Raw genomic sequence first — 15,034 nt, 5'->3', positions numbered from 1 at the left:
AATATAAAAACAAGCTGAAAACTGAAGAGACTTTCAAGCTGATGAGGGAGTGGGGGAGTAATCATTCCATTTTCTTATTAAATTGAAAAAGTCTGAGTAAAAAGACTTACTTGAACAAAAGCAAGTAAGCGTTCTCAACGAGAGAACAGCTTCGGGGAAAAATCCTTGAGGTTGTATAGTTAAGTGAGAAAGCGTACAGGGCGGATGCCTTGGCAATCAGAGGCGATGAAGGACGTGCTAATCTGCGAAAAGCGTGGGTGAGTTGATAAGAAGCGTTTAACCCACGATGTCCGAATGGGGAAACCCGATAGGCGAAGAGCCTATCATTGCGAGGTGAATAAAATAGCCTCGTAAGGCGAACCGGGAGAACTGAAACATCTAAGTACCCCGAGGAAAAGAAATCAACCGAGATTCTGTGAGTAGCGGCGAGCGAAAGCGGAGTAGCCAGTGAGTGATAGCAGCAGAGATAAAAGAATTGTCTGGGAAGGCAAGCGACACAGGGTGATAGCCCCGTATTTAAAATCCAGGCTGTGGTACTAAGCTTACGAGAAGTAGGGCGGGACACGAGGAATCCTGTCTGAAGATGGGGGGACCATCCTCCAAGGCTAAATACTCCTGATTGACCGATAGTGAACCAGTACTGTGAAGGAAAGGCGAAAAGAACCCCGGTGAGGGGAGTGAAATAGAACCTGAAACCCTGTACGTACAAGCAGTGGGAGCCCCATCATTAAGCCAAAGGCTCCGATGATGAGTAGCACACCTTTTGTTGGAAGTGCGGTTGACTTCACGCAGTGAAGTCCAACCCAAAGAAATCAAACAGAGGGGGCTTAATGATGGGGTGACTGCGTACCTTTTGTATAATGGGTCAGCGACTTATATTTTGTAGCGAGGTTAACTGAATAAGGGAGCCGAAGGGAAACCGAGTCTTAACTGGGCGTTGAGTTGCAAGGTATAGACCCGAAACCCGGTGATCTAGCCATGGGCAGGTTGAAGGTTGGGTAACACTAACTGGAGGACCGAACCGACTAATGTTGAAAAATTAGCGGATGACCTGTGGCTGGGGGTGAAAGGCCAATCAAACCGGGAGATAGCTGGTTCTCCCCGAAATCTATTTAGGTAGAGCCTTGAGCGGACACCTTTGGGGGTAGAGCACTGTTTCGGCTAGGGGCCCATCCCGGGTTACCAAACCGATGCAAACTCCGAATACCGAAGAGTGATACTCAGGAGACACACGGCGGGTGCTAACGTCCGTCGTGGAGAGGGAAACAACCCAGACCGCCAGCTAAGGTCCCAAAATCTATATTAAGTGGGAAACGAAGTGGGAAGGCTTAGACAGCTAGGATGTTGGCTTAGAAGCAGCCACCATTTAAAGAAAGCGTAATAGCTCACTAGTCGAGTCGGCCTGCGCGGAAGATGTAACGGGGCTAAAATATAGTACCGAAGCTGCGGCATCAGGCGTATCACTAATACGCCTTAACGATTACCCCTTGCGAAGCAAGTGGGTAAAGCGAAAAACACGTTGAGTGTAATGGCAAAGAATCGAAGAGGGATATTAGTGATACGCCTGTTGGGTAGGGGAGCGTTGTGTAAGCGGAAGAAGGTGAATTGAGAGGTTTGCTGGACGTATCACAAGTGCGAATGCTGACATAAGTAACGATAAAACGGGTGAAAAACCCGTTCGCCGGAAGACCAAGGGTTCCTGTCCAACGTTAATCGGGGCAGGGTGAGTCGGCCCCTAAGGCGAGGCTGAAAAGCGTAGTCGATGGGAAACGGGTTAATATTCCCGTACTTGGATAAACTGCGATGTGGGGACGGAGTAGGTTAGGTTAGCGTACTGTTGGAGATGTACGTTTAAGTTGGTAGGTGGGTGGACTAGGCAAATCCGGTTCACTGTAAACACTGAGAGATGATGACGAGGCACTAAGGTGCTGAAGTAATTGATACCACACTTCCAGGAAAAGCCACTAAGCTTCAGGTTTATCTAAACCGTACTGAAAACCGACACAGGTGGTCAGGTAGAGAATACTCAGGCGCTTGAGAGAACTCGGGTGAAGGAACTAGGCAAAATAGCACCGTAACTTCGGGAGAAGGTGCGCTGGCGTAGTGTGAAGTTCTTTACGGATGGAGCATGAACCAGTCGAAGATACCAGCTGGCTGCAACTGTTTATTAAAAACACAGCACTCTGCAAACACGAAAGTGGACGTATAGGGTGTGATGCCTGCCCGGTGCTGGAAGGTTAATTGATGGTGTAATCGAAAGAGAAGCTCCTGATCGAAGCCCCAGTAAACGGCGGCCGTAACTATAACGGTCCTAAGGTAGCGAAATTCCTTGTCGGGTAAGTTCCGACCTGCACGAATGGCATAATGATGGCCAGGCTGTCTCCACCCGAGACTCAGTGAAATTGAAATCGCCGTGAAGATGCGGTGTACCCGCGGCTAGACGGAAAGACCCCGTGAACCTTTACTATAGCTTGACACTGAACCTTGAATTTTGATGTGTAGGATAGGTGGGAGACTATGAAGCGGTAACGCCAGTTATCGTGGAGTCGTTGTTGAAATACCACCCTTTAACGTTTGATGTTCTAACGAAGCGCCTGAAACGGGTGTTCGGACAGTGTCTGGTGGGTAGTTTGACTGGGGCGGTCTCCTCCCAAAGCGTAACGGAGGAGCACGAAGGTTTGCTAATGACGGTCGGACATCGTCAGGTTAGTGCAATGGTATAAGCAAGCTTAACTGCGAGACAGACAAGTCGAGCAGGTGCGAAAGCAGGTCATAGTGATCCGGTGGTTCTGAATGGAAGGGCCATCGCTCAACGGATAAAAGGTACTCCGGGGATAACAGGCTGATACCGCCCAAGAGTTCATATCGACGGCGGTGTTTGGCACCTCGATGTCGGCTCATCACATCCTGGGGCTGAAGTAGGTCCCAAGGGTATGGCTGTTCGCCATTTAAAGTGGTACGCGAGCTGGGTTTAGAACGTCGTGAGACAGTTCGGTCCCTATCTGCCGTGGGCGTTGGAGAATTGAGAGGGGCTGCTCCTAGTACGAGAGGACCGGAGTGGACGCATCACTGGTGTACCAGTTGTCTCGCCAGAGGCACAGCTGGGTAGCTAAATGCGGAAGAGATAAGTGCTGAAAGCATCTAAGCACGAAACTTGCCTTGAGATGAGTTCTCCCAGTCTATAAGACTGTAAGGGTTGTTTGAGACTAAGACGTAGATAGGCTGGGTGTGTAAGCGGTGTGAGCCGTTGAGCTAACCAGTACTAATTGCCCGAGAGGCTTAACTATACAACGCTCAAGGGTTTTGGCTTGTTTTTGATTGGAAAGAAAGAGTAAGAATAAAAACACTTAGTCGGATAATGGAATAGAAATAAGCGAAGTTATCGACTAAGAGAAAAGATATAAAGAATCTAAAGAATTATCTTGGCGGCGCTAGTGCAGTGGACCCACCTAAATCCATGCCGAACTTAGAAGTGAAACGCTGTAACGCCGATGGTAGTGTGGGGAATCCCCATGTGAGAGTAGGACACCGCCAGGTTTTGAATGAAAGAAGAACGTCATTGAGGGAACTCAATGGCGTTTTTTTATTTTTGTTGTTTATTATTTGTCGTATTAATAAAGTATTTATAAATTGAATGGCTTTCTATTCCTATTCATTTATTTTTTGGTAATCATCAAAGCCGCTCATTAAAATCTTACCAGGCTAGAATAGACTAAATCTATCCACAACATATAATCATCAAAAATCTGATAAAAAACCACCGCGCTTTTACGCATCTAATATCTCATCTATTTGCGTTACTATTAACGTGTTGAGCAATGAATTTATTCCTTGAGCCTTTTAGAATTGGGAATCTCACAATCATTTAACCCCGTGTAAATTGCCTTCATTTCAATAAAATTTTTAGAAAAGTAACGCCTGAAGGCAGCGTAGCGAGTATGGGCTTGCTTTTCGTTAAGAAAATTTGTTAAAAGTGAAGATAAGCAATTTAGTCGGGTGCTTTTTTCTTTGCCTACTTTCTTTTGAGCAAGCAAAAGAAAGTAGGTCGCTCAACGAGCGAAACTCGTTATTAATCCCAAAGAAAAAAGAAATTATCGCAAAAAAAAAGAATTTCACTCAAATACGATTATTTCAATATTCCACTTTAAAAAATGAAAATCATCCTATTAAACCAAAACATCATCCTTGAACACCACAACGAAATGTCGTTACTACAAAAATTAGAAATCAACGGCATTTATCCAGAATATCAGTGCCGTTCGGGTTATTGCGGCGCTTGTCGCACAAAAATAAAAAAGGGTAACGTTCGTTATAATGAACCACCACTTGCTTTTGTAAATGAAAACGAAGTGCTACTTTGCTGCTGCCAAGTGGAAAGTGATTTGGAGTTGGAGTTATGAGGTAAAAACTTTAACCGTTTTACTCCCCGTGTAAATTGCCCGAATGAAAATAAAATTTTAGAAAAATGGAACTTATCAACGTCAAAGAAAAAGCGTTCAATTAAACTTAAAGCGCAATCTAAAAAACAAAGAAAAAAATAACCGCACTTTTAGTTATCTAAAAGTGCGGTCAGAATTTTCCATAAATTTATTACAGATCAAAATCCCCGAAATCGCTGGTATCGACTTTTGAATCAATTTGACCCACAAGATAAGAACTCACTTCCACTTCTTGTGGGGCGACTTGTACATTGTCAGACACTAACCACGCGTTGATCCAAGGGATTGGGTTTGAACGCGCTTCAAATGGCAATGGTAAGCCGACTGCTTGCATACGGATATTGGTGATGTATTCCACATATTGCACTAAAATATCTTTATTTAAGCCGATCATTGAACCATCTTTGAATAAATAATCAGCCCATTCTTTCTCTTGTTCCGCGGCAGCTAGGAAAAGTTCATAGGCTTCTTGCTTACATTCTTCGGCGATTTCGGCCATTTCAGGATCATCTTGCCCTGCTGCCATAATGTTTAGAATGTGTTGAGTGCCGGTTAAATGTAAGGCTTCATCGCGAGCGATAAATTTGATGATTTTCGCGTTACCTTCCATCAGTTTGCGTTCAGCAAAGGCGAAAGAGCAGGCGAAAGACACATAGAAACGAATGGCTTCTAAGGCGTTTACGCTCATTAAGCAGAGGTAAAGTTGTTTTTTCAGATTGCGCAGGGTGACGACACATTCTTTGTCGTCCACGGTGTAAGTGCCTTCACCATAAAGGCTGTAAAGCTGGCTATCGCGGATTAAATCATCGTAATAGGCGGAGATGTCTTTCGCACGTTTGATTATTTCTTCGTTAGTTACAATATCATCAAAAACGATAGACGGATCATTGACGATATTACGAATAATATGCGTATATGAACGGCTGTGAATGGTTTCAGAGAATGTCCAAGTTTCGATCCAGGTTTCCAGTTCAGGAATAGAAACCAATGGCAATAGCGCTACATTTGGGCTACGACCTTGAATAGAATCAAGCAGAGTTTGATACTTTAAGTTACTGATAAAAATATGTTTTTCGTGTTCAGGCAGTGCTGCATAGTCAATGCGATCTTGCGACACGTCCACTTCTTCTGGACGCCAGAAGAAAGAAAGTTGTTTTTCAATCAGTTTTTCAAAGGTTTCGTATTTTTGTTGATCGTAACGTGCCACGTTGACATTTTGCCCGAAGAACATTGGCTCTTTGAGTTGATCGTTTTTGGTTTGTGAGAAAGTGGTGTATGCCATAATTATTCCTTAAAACTTTGCCAAAATAAGGCATATTTTAGCGAAAAATTTTATTAATGGGTTGAAATTTAGAAAGATTTATTAGGGTTTTAGCAAAAGTGCGGTAGAAATTTGTTCAATTTTTTACCGCACTTTGTATTTCGTTAATTAGATTTTACAAGCTCCGCCAGCGCAATCGTCATTGAGATCTTCTTGGCTGTCTTCTGCGCCATCACGAGTGTTTTGGTAGTAAAGGGTTTTCACGCCGTATTTGTAAGCGGTTAATAAATCTTTTAACAACACTTTCATCGGCACTTTACCGTCTTCAAAACGTTGTGGATCGTAGTTGGTGTTGGCAGAAATCGATTGGTCGATAAATTTCTGCATAATACCTACTAAATGTAAATAACCGTCATTATTTGGAATGTCCCATAATAATTCGTAGTTTTCACTGAGATTTTCATAATCTGGTACAACCTGTTTTAGGATACCATCTTTTGATGCTTTAACGCTAACGTGTCCACGCGGTGGCTCAATGCCGTTAGTTGCATTAGAAATCTGCGATGAGGTTTCTGATGGCATAAGCGCTGTGAGTGTTGAGTTGCGTAAGCCGAAGGTTTTAATGTCTTGGCGCAGGCTTTCCCAATCGTAATGTAATGGCTCTTGCGTGAGCGTATCCACATCTTTCTTATAAGTATCAATCGGTAAAATGCCTTGTGCATAAGTGGTTTGGTCGAAATATTCACAAGCGCCCATTTCTTTCGCAAGGTTCATTGAAGCTTTCAATAAATAGTATTGAATGGCCTCAAAGGTGCGGTGCGTGAGGTCGTTAGCGCTGCCGTCTGAATAACGTACACCATTTTTGGCTAAATAATAAGCGAAATTAATTACCCCAATACCTAAAGAACGGCGCGCAAGAGAGCTACGTTCTGCCGCGATCACAGGGTAATCTTGATAATCTAATAGGGCATCTAAGGCACGCACAGCAAGATCCGCAAGCCCATCTAATTCATCAAGGTTTTCAATCGCGCCTAAGTTGAAAGCAGAAAGCGTACAGAGCGCAATTTCACCTTCTTCATCGTGGATATGAGAAAGTGGCTTAGTTGGTAATGCAATTTCTAAACAAAGGTTAGATTGGCGCACTGGCGCAACGCTTGGATCAAATGGTGAGTGCGTATTACAGTGATCCACATTCTGAATATAAATACGCCCTGTTGAAGCACGTTCTTGCATTAATAGCGAGAACAGTTCAACGCCTTTCACGCTGCGTTTACGAATGTTTGGATCTTGCTCATATTGTGTGTAAAGACGCTCAAATTCATCTTGATCGGCAAAGAATGCTTCATATAAACCCGGCACATCAGACGGGCTAAACAAGGTGATTTCGTCGCCTTTGATTAAGCGCTGATACATTAATTTGTTAAGCTGAACGCCGTAATCCATATGGCGAACACGGTTATCTTCCACACCACGGTTATTTTTTAACACTAACAGGCTTTCTACTTCTAAGTGCCAAATCGGATAATAAACCGTTGCCGCACCACCACGCACGCCACCTTGTGAACAAGATTTCACCGCAGTTTGGAAGTATTTATAGAATGGGATACAGCCCGTATGGAACGCCTCACCACCACGGATTTGGCTACCTAAGGCACGAATTGCCCCTGCATTTACCCCAATTCCTGCACGTTGTGAAACATATTTCACAATGGCAGAAGCCGTGGCGTTAATTGAATCTAAACTATCGCCACATTCAATTAACACACAAGAACTGAATTGACGGGTTGGTGTACGCACTCCTGCCATAATTGGAGTAGGCAGAGAAATTTTAAATGTTGATGTGGCATCATAGAAACGGCGTACATAGTCTAAGCGCGTTTCTTTAGGATAGTTTGAGAACAAGCTTGCCGCCACCAAAATATACAAGAACTGGGCTGATTCATAAATTTCACCCGTTACACGGTTTTGTACTAAATATTTGCCTTCAAGCTGTTTGACTGCCGCGTAAGAGAAGGTCATATCACGCCAGTGATCTAAAAAGCCGTCCATTTCGTCCCATTCTTCACGGCTATAATCGGTTAGCAAGGCTTGATCATATTTGCCTAAACGCACTAATTTCTTAACGTGATCATACAAACGCGGTGGATCAAAATGCCCATAGGCTTTTTTACGCAAATGGAAAACCGCAAGGCGAGCAGCCAAATATTGATAATCAGGCGTATCTTTGCTGATTAAATCTGCCGCTGCTTTAATAATGGTTTCGTGAATATCCGAAGTGCGAATGCCTTCATAAAATTGAATGTGGGAACGCAATTCCACTTGAGAAACAGAAACGTTATCCAATCCTTCCGCTGCCCAAGTAATCACTCGGTGAATTTTATCTAAATCGATGGGTTCTTGTTTTCCGTCACGTTTGGTGACCATCATAGCTTTGTTCATAGAAATGATTCCGACTGGTTAGTATTATCTGTCAAAACCACAAGATATAGTGGTTTATTGAAAACGGGATACAAGATAATGTGTTCTTAGCAAAACTGCAAGCACTAAATTTTTGCTTATTTTGGGCAAAATTCTTGACAGAAACTAAGTTATTTATAAATAAGAAAAAATCTCAATAAGGAAAATTTAGCAGCGAGCGCACCAATTTGGGGTATGACCACTAGCGTTTTTAGCAGAATAAATAGGCTCAAAATAAATGGTTAAAATTTGCTTAGATAAGAAGCGAATAAAAATTCTCACAAAATTTGAACCGCACTTTTATCCCCTATGATGAAAGAATTGGTTGAGCATTTGAGTTAAAAATAGCCCCATCTTGAGAGTTGGGGCTATTTTGTTTGATATAGCAGGTGAGAAAGCGTTTAAACCAAAACCTGTCCGATAATACTTCTTGTTTCCTCTTTCACTTCCGTGAGTTGTACTTGGATTTTATCACCAATTTTATAGGCTTTTTCGCCTTTGATATAAAGGGCGATTTCGTCTGGGTTTACCTGCATTTCTTCCTTGTTATTGTGAATAGTGGAAGCGGGGATAAACATTGACGCGCCATTTTCTAACAATAACACACGCAAGCCACCACGCATAACATCTTGGATTTCTGCTTCAAATTGCAGGTTATTTTCCACTTTGTCGGCTAAATAACGGCAGTATAGCCAGTCGGCAATATCTCGTTCAATTAAACGGTTTTGACGGCGTGCTTCTTGTAAGCGTTGCAGCACATCGTCTGCTGGTCTGTGATATTGCTGAGTGGTCAGGCTCGCTTTGATTAAGCGATGATTGACCATATCCGAATATTTACGGATTGGTGATGTCCAAGTGGCGTAGCCTTCCAGCCCTAAACCAAAGTGCGGGGCAAGATCCGCTTTAAATTCAGCAAAAGTGAGATAGCGGCGCAGGCGCAGTTCAAGATAATCCCCTTCAATAGGTTCAATATCGTGGCGCATACGGCAGTAGCCTTCGAGTGTGGCCAAGTTTTCGCTAGAATAACGATCTTTGAGTTCTGCTTCATTTTCTTCATTGGCTAATTGTGAAAGAAGAAATTGCTGTGCAGCCGCAAGGTTTTTTTGATCAAAACCGCTGTGCGTGTTGAAAATGCCACATTGTGCCGTTTCATTGAGATATTGTGCGGCACAAATATTAGCTAAGATCATTGATTCTTCCACGATTTGGTTCGCAATGCGACGATATTCCGCCACAATTTCCGCTACTTTGCCGTTTTCCGCTAATTTAAAGCTGTAATCCGGTTTTTCTTTAAATAATAAAGAGTGGGTTTTGCGCCATTGAATACGCGCAAGGGTGAATTGGTGTAGCAAATCAATTTGATTTTTCGTGGCAGGATCTTCTGGCTGCCACGCATTTTCTTGTTGTTCTAAATAATCTGAAACCTTGTTGTACGCCAACTTCGCCTTAGATTGTACATTGGCGGATTGGAAAACTGGTTTGTTACGAATATTGCCTTGTTGATCAATTTCAATGGTGCAAACCAACGCGGGGCGCACTTCATTTTCCATTAGGGAACAAAGCTCATCAGAAAGCTCACGCGGCAACATTGGAATGTTGAAACCCGGCAGATAATTGGTGAAACAACGCTGCTTGGCTTCTTGTTCAATCAGTGAATTCTCGTCAATGTAAGCGGTTGGATCGGCAATCGCTACCACTAATTTCCAACCCACTGCTTGTCCATTTTCTTCCAAGGTTTCGATATAAAGCGCATCGTCCATATCTTGCGTACTTTCACTGTCGATAGTCACGAAATGAAGTGCGGTCAAATCTTCACGAGTTTGTTGATCGAGCATTGTGTAACTTTCTTGCCCTTGAACAGGGTAGCGCGATTGCTGATGGCGCGCGAGGGTTACCCACCAAGGGGCAAATTCATCGTCTTTTTGGCAAATGAACTGTGTGATTTGAGCGAACAAAAAGCGATCATCACGCAATGGGTGCGTTTTTAATTCTGCCACCACCCAATCGCCTTCTTGCAGATCCTCCCTTACCGCTTTGGCTTTATTTGCGCCAATGGGTTGATTGATCTGTGGGTGATCCACCAACACTTGCAATTTTTTGTCTTTATTGAACCGCACTTTGGCGATAAAACGGGTTAGCATTGGCTCGAGCAATTCTTCTGGTTCGGCTTGTTCTTTATCGCCAATGGTTTCAATGCGCGCTTTGATTTTATCGCCGTGCATCACTTTTTTCATTGCAGCAGGGGGAATGAAATAGCTTTTTTTCTCCGTTTCTAAAAAGCCGAATGCCTTGTCTGAACCGCGCACCACGCCTTCAACCACAGGTTTGCTATCACGAATTTGCTGTTTTAATTGGGAAAGTAAGGGGTTATTTTGAAACATAATTATTTTTTCTTAATAAACGACAAAAGGCAGACGCATTGGTCTGCCTTATTTTTGTAAAAGTTAAAATTATTCCGCACCTAATTCGCTCATTGCGGTAATGCTGAAACCTGCATCAACGTGCAACACTTCACCCGTTACCCCTGAAGCTAAATCAGAGCATAAGAACGCCGCTGAATTACCCACATCTTCAATGGTTACTGTACGGCGTAATGGCGCAGTATTTTCAAAGGTTGCCAACATTTTCTTGAAGTTTTTAATGCCAGATGCTGCGAGCGTACGGATTGGGCCAGCTGAAATCGCATTTACACGAATACCGTCTTTACCTAAATCAGCAGCCATCACACGGGTGCTGGCTTCTAATGAGGCTTTGGCTAAACACATCACATTGTAGTTTGGAATTGCACGCTCAGCACCTAAGTAGGTGAGTGTTACCAAGCCTGAATTTGGATTAAGCATAGGACGTGCTGCTTGTGCCATTGCGACAAAGCTGTATGCGCTGATGTCGTGAGCAATGCGGAAACCTTCGCGCGTTGCAGCGTTTACATAATCGCCATCTAACTGATCACCCGGTGCGAACGCAATGGCGTGTACAAAGCCATCAAATTTTTCCCAATGTTTGCTTAATTCCGCAAAACAGTGAGTGATATTTTCATCGCTCGCCACATCAAGGGGAAGAATGATGTCTGAGCCAAATTCTTTGGCAAATTCTTCTACGCGTGGTTTTAATTTATCATTTAAATAAGTGAAAGCCAGTTCCGCACCTTCACGTTTCATTGCCGCGGCAATCCCATAAGCGATAGAGCGATTACTCGCTAAGCCTGTAATTAAAATACGTTTACCAGTTAAGAAACCCATTTTTTATTCCTATTTGTGATGAAAAAATTGTGCATAGTATAAGGGAAAAGTGGCTCTTATACAAAGCTGACCTGAAAATTCGCAAAATTTACACCGCACTTTACTTTCCCATTTTTTATGCCGGATTGTAAATATCTTTAAATTCCACGTCAAAACCGTGATTTTCCGTGAGCCATTCGCCTAAGGCTTTCACACCGTAACGCTCGGTGCAATGGTGGCCTGCAGCGAAGAAATTAATGCCTTGTTCACGCGCAGAATGAATGGTTTGCTCGGAAACCTCACCTGTAATATAGGCATTAAGTCCTTGTTGTGCGGCAAGATCAATATAGCCTTGTCCGCCACCAGTGCAAATTCCCACGCTGCGGATTAAGTGCGGTGCATTTTCGCCACAAAATAGTGGTTTGCGCTGTAATTGCTGTTCAATACGTTGCGCCAATGCTTCACCACTAATTGGCGTTTTCAACCTGCCATAAACAGGAATGCTGAATTTTCCTTGTTCCAACGGTTGCAGATCTTCAATACCAAGCAATGCTGCAAGCTGTGCGTTATTGCCTAGTTCTGGGTGAACATCAAGGGGCAAATGATAGGCATAAAGATTAATATTATTTTGCAATAATGCCTTGATGCGCTTGCCTTTCATTCCACGAATACAGGGATTTTCACTTTTCCAAAAATAACCGTGGTGAACCAAAATGGCATCGGCATTTTGCTCAATGGCATAATCAATCAAGGCTTGGCTTGCGGTTACACCAGTAATGATTTTTTTCACCTGTTCTCTGCCTTCCACTTGCAATCCATTTGGTGCGTAGTCGGCAATGGCATCAGAATCCAGTTTTTGATTAATCAGTTGTTCGAGTGCTAAGTTGTTCATTCTTCTAATAAATTATAATAAAAAGAAAGATAACCAGTGGCTATCTTTCTTTGTTGAGTTTTCTTACCCTTTGTGTTTCATCGCTGGGAATAAAATCACATCACGGATTGATGGGGCGTTAGCGAAAAGCATTGCTAAACGGTCGATACCTAAGCCTTCGCCAGCAGTTGGCGGTAAGCCGTGTTCAAGTGCGGTAACAAAATCGTCATCTTTGAACATCGCTTCATCATCGCCTGCTTCTTTTGCTGCAACCTGCGCATCAAAGCGTTCAGCCTGATCTTCTGCATCGTTAAGCTCTGAGAAACCGTTACCAATTTCGCGGCCACCGATAAATAGTTCAAAACGATCGGTCACTTCTGGGTTTTCATCATTACGGCGTGCTAATGGTGAAATTTCCGCAGGGTGAGCCATTAAGAATGTTGGCTGAATTAAGTGATGTTCTGCCACTTCCTCAAAAATCGCATTGACAATTGAGCCTAAGCCCCAAGATTTTTGCACTTCAATGCCGAGTTTGGAAGCCAAGGCTTTGGCACGATCGAGGTCGTACAGATCCTCTTTCACGATACCTTTATCTGCACCGTATTTCAAAATCGCATCGTGCATTGTGATACGCTCAAATGGCTTGCCAAAATCAAATTCATATTCGCCATAAGGGACGATAGTGGTGCCTAAAATATCCAAGGCTAGCTTGCGTAACAACTCTTCGGTGTTATCCATTAAATCGTGATAATCCGCATAGGCTTGGTAGTATTCAATCATCGTAAATTCAGGATTATGACGCACTGAAACCCCTTCATTACGGAAGTTACGGTTTAACTCAAACACACGCTCAAAGCCACCGACAACAAGGCGTTTGAGATAAAGTTCCGGCGCAATACGCAGATACATATCAATATCTAAAGCATTGTGATGGGTAACAAACGGACGCGCTGCCGCACCACCTGGGATCACTTGCAACATTGGGGTTTCCACTTCGATAAAGCCTTTACTGATGAAGTATTCACGCATTCCCGCGATCACTTTGGAGCGAATAATAAAAGTGCGGCGAGACTCTTCGTTAGAAATAAGATCCAAATAACGCTGACGATAACGCATTTCTTGATCCGAAAGACCGTGGAATTTGTCTGGCAATGGGCGTAAGGCTTTGGTTAAAAGCTGAACTTCACTGGCACGAACGGTAAGTTCATTGGTTTTGGTTTTGAATAGCGTCCCTTTCACACCCACAATATCGCCTAAATCCCAGTTGCCCACATCATCGGCATAAACGCCCTCAGGCAAGTTATCGCGGGCGATATAAAGCTGAATGCGTCCGCTCATATCTTGCAAGGTAACGAAAGTCGCTTTACCCATAATACGGCGTGTCATAATACGCCCAGCCACTTTCACTTCTACACCTTGTTCTTTTAAGGCTTCGCCATCAACCTCATCATATTGCTGATGTAAATCCTGCGCAAGCGCATCACGGCGGAAGGTATTTGGAAACGCATTGCCTTTTTTACGCAATGCCGCCAATTTTTCACGGCGAACCAGCATTTCACCGTTTAAATCTAATTCTTGGGTTTGTTCTGTCATTTTGTTTTACCTTTAAATTTCAGTGATTATTTTATTGTTCTATTATAGCCCAGCCTTCAAACTCGCCTCAATAAATCTGTCCAAATCGCCGTCTAGTACGGCTTGGGTGTTGCGGTTTTCTACGCCCGTACGCAAATCTTTGATGCGTGAATCATCTAACACATAAGAACGAATTTGGCTGCCCCAACCAATGTCGGATTTGTTGTCTTCCATTGCTTGTTTTTCCGCATTTTGCTTTTGTAGCTCCAATTCGTAGAGCTTGGCTTTGAGCTGCTTCATCGCTTGATCTTTATTTTTATGTTGCGAACGATCATTTTGACATTGCACCACAATACCGCTTGGAATATGGGTAATTCGCACCGCACTTTCGGTTTTATTTACGTGCTGACCACCCGCACCAGATGCGCGATAGACATCAATACGCAAATCCGCTGGATTGATTTCAATATCAATATTGTCATCAATTTCAGGATAAACAAAGGCAGCGCTGAAAGAGGTGTGGCGGCGATTGTTGGAGTCAAAAGGGCTTTTACGCACTAAGCGATGAATCCCTGTTTCGGTGCGTAGCCAACCAAATGCGTATTCGCCAGAAATGCGAATAGTGGCCGATTTTATGCCTGCTACATCGCCGTCTGAAACTTCCATTAATTCCGTTTTAAAGCCTTTGCTTTCCGCCCAACGCAAGTACATTCGTAACAGCATTTCTGTCCAGTCTTGCGCTTCCGTACCGCCTGAGCCTGCTTGCAGATCCACATAGCAATCTGCCGCATCATTTGCACCGCTAAACATACGGCGAAACTCAAGCGTGGCTAATTTTTGTTCTAATTCATCTAATTCTGCAACGGCTTCGTTGAAGGTGTCCTCATCTTCTGCGTCAATGGCAAGTTCTAACAAACCATCAACATCGTCCAAGCCTTGCTCTAAATTTTTGATGGTATCCACCACCGCTTCTAAGCTGGCGCGCTCTTTGCCAAGTGCTTGCGCTTTTTCTGGCTCATTCCATACATCAGGCTGTTCAAGTTCAGCATTGACTTCTTCTAACCGTTCGACTTTGCTATCAAAGTCAAAGATACCCCCTAAGGGTTGCCGTGCGTTCAGCGAGATCGGCAATTTTATTTTTGATTGGATTAATTTCAAACATAAATTTAGTTCTATCTAATTTTGCATATAAGAGCCGAATTATATGCTATTTTAG

At 43.4% G+C, this 15,034-nt stretch carries 8 protein-coding genes and 2 rRNA genes; 3 read left to right on the top strand and 7 right to left on the bottom strand.

The window, feature by feature from the left end; all coding sequences use genetic code 11:
- Positions 1-177 precede the first annotated feature (177 nt).
- The 3 genes from DYC50_RS09190 (at position 178) to yfaE (ending at position 4,400) form a co-directional block, all read left to right on the top strand.
- A 23S ribosomal RNA gene (locus DYC50_RS09190) occupies positions 178-3,287 on the top strand.
- Positions 3,288-3,421: 134 nt separating this feature from the next.
- Positions 3,422-3,537: ribosomal RNA gene (rrf, locus tag DYC50_RS09185) — 5S ribosomal RNA — on the top strand.
- Between the two features lie 614 nt (positions 3,538-4,151).
- The gene (gene yfaE, locus DYC50_RS09180; RefSeq protein WP_115249926.1) at positions 4,152-4,400 is read left to right on the top strand and encodes a class I ribonucleotide reductase maintenance protein YfaE; all 249 of its coding nucleotides are present in this window, start codon (positions 4,152-4,154) and stop codon (positions 4,398-4,400) included.
- A gap of 190 nt (positions 4,401-4,590) precedes the next feature.
- Here the strand turns inward: yfaE and nrdB are convergent, their stop codons facing one another.
- The 7 genes from nrdB to prfB form a co-directional block, all read right to left on the bottom strand.
- Complete coding sequence (gene nrdB, locus DYC50_RS09175) at positions 4,591-5,721, bottom strand: class Ia ribonucleoside-diphosphate reductase subunit beta (RefSeq protein ID WP_115249925.1); 1,131 nt, start codon at positions 5,719-5,721, stop codon at positions 4,591-4,593.
- A 147-nt stretch (positions 5,722-5,868) separates the two neighbouring features.
- Positions 5,869-8,139, bottom strand: a complete 2,271-nt coding sequence (nrdA, locus tag DYC50_RS09170; RefSeq protein WP_115249924.1) for a class 1a ribonucleoside-diphosphate reductase subunit alpha — start codon at positions 8,137-8,139, stop codon at positions 5,869-5,871.
- Between the two features lie 419 nt (positions 8,140-8,558).
- Positions 8,559-10,538, bottom strand: coding sequence for an exoribonuclease II (gene rnb, locus DYC50_RS09165; protein WP_115249923.1), 1,980 nt, complete (start codon positions 10,536-10,538; stop codon positions 8,559-8,561).
- A 69-nt stretch (positions 10,539-10,607) separates the two neighbouring features.
- Positions 10,608-11,396 (bottom strand): SDR family oxidoreductase, encoded by a 789-nt coding sequence (locus tag DYC50_RS09160; protein WP_035685113.1) that lies wholly within the window; start codon positions 11,394-11,396, stop codon positions 10,608-10,610.
- 115 nt (positions 11,397-11,511) lie between these two features.
- Positions 11,512-12,267: a Nif3-like dinuclear metal center hexameric protein gene (locus DYC50_RS09155; protein WP_115249922.1), complete on the bottom strand. Its 756-nt coding sequence runs from the start codon at positions 12,265-12,267 to the stop codon at positions 11,512-11,514.
- Positions 12,268-12,330: 63 nt separating this feature from the next.
- A complete protein-coding gene (gene lysS / locus DYC50_RS09150) occupies positions 12,331-13,839 on the bottom strand; it encodes a lysine--tRNA ligase (RefSeq protein ID WP_115249921.1) in 1,509 nt (502 codons plus the stop codon).
- Positions 13,840-13,881: 42 nt separating this feature from the next.
- Positions 13,882-14,980 (bottom strand): peptide chain release factor 2 gene (gene prfB, locus DYC50_RS09145; RefSeq protein ID WP_115249920.1). Its coding sequence is split into 2 segments (ribosomal slippage): positions 13,882-14,904 and positions 14,906-14,980, totalling 1,098 coding nucleotides; the frame shifts between segments, so codons are not numbered across the junction.
- Positions 14,981-15,034 lie beyond the last annotated feature (54 nt).

Origin of the sequence: Avibacterium avium, from assembly GCF_900454535.1 — a bacterium.
GTDB lineage: Bacteria > Pseudomonadota > Gammaproteobacteria > Enterobacterales > Pasteurellaceae > Avibacterium > Avibacterium avium.
Note: the sequence above shows the minus strand (reverse complement) of the source record. Positions and strands in the feature narration are given on the sequence as shown.

Coding starts and splice junctions, on each gene's coding strand:
- nrdB (WP_115249925.1), bottom strand. CDS start 5,721: ATGGCATACACCACTTTCTCACAAACCAAAAACGATCAACTCAAAGAG.
- lysS (WP_115249921.1), bottom strand. CDS start 13,839: ATGACAGAACAAACCCAAGAATTAGATTTAAACGGTGAAATGCTGGTT.
- nrdA (WP_115249924.1), bottom strand. CDS start 8,139: ATGAACAAAGCTATGATGGTCACCAAACGTGACGGAAAACAAGAACCC.
- DYC50_RS09160 (WP_035685113.1), bottom strand. CDS start 11,396: ATGGGTTTCTTAACTGGTAAACGTATTTTAATTACAGGCTTAGCGAGT.
- rnb (WP_115249923.1), bottom strand. CDS start 10,538: ATGTTTCAAAATAACCCCTTACTTTCCCAATTAAAACAGCAAATTCGT.
- DYC50_RS09155 (WP_115249922.1), bottom strand. CDS start 12,267: ATGAACAACTTAGCACTCGAACAACTGATTAATCAAAAACTGGATTCT.
- yfaE (WP_115249926.1), top strand. CDS start 4,152: ATGAAAATCATCCTATTAAACCAAAACATCATCCTTGAACACCACAAC.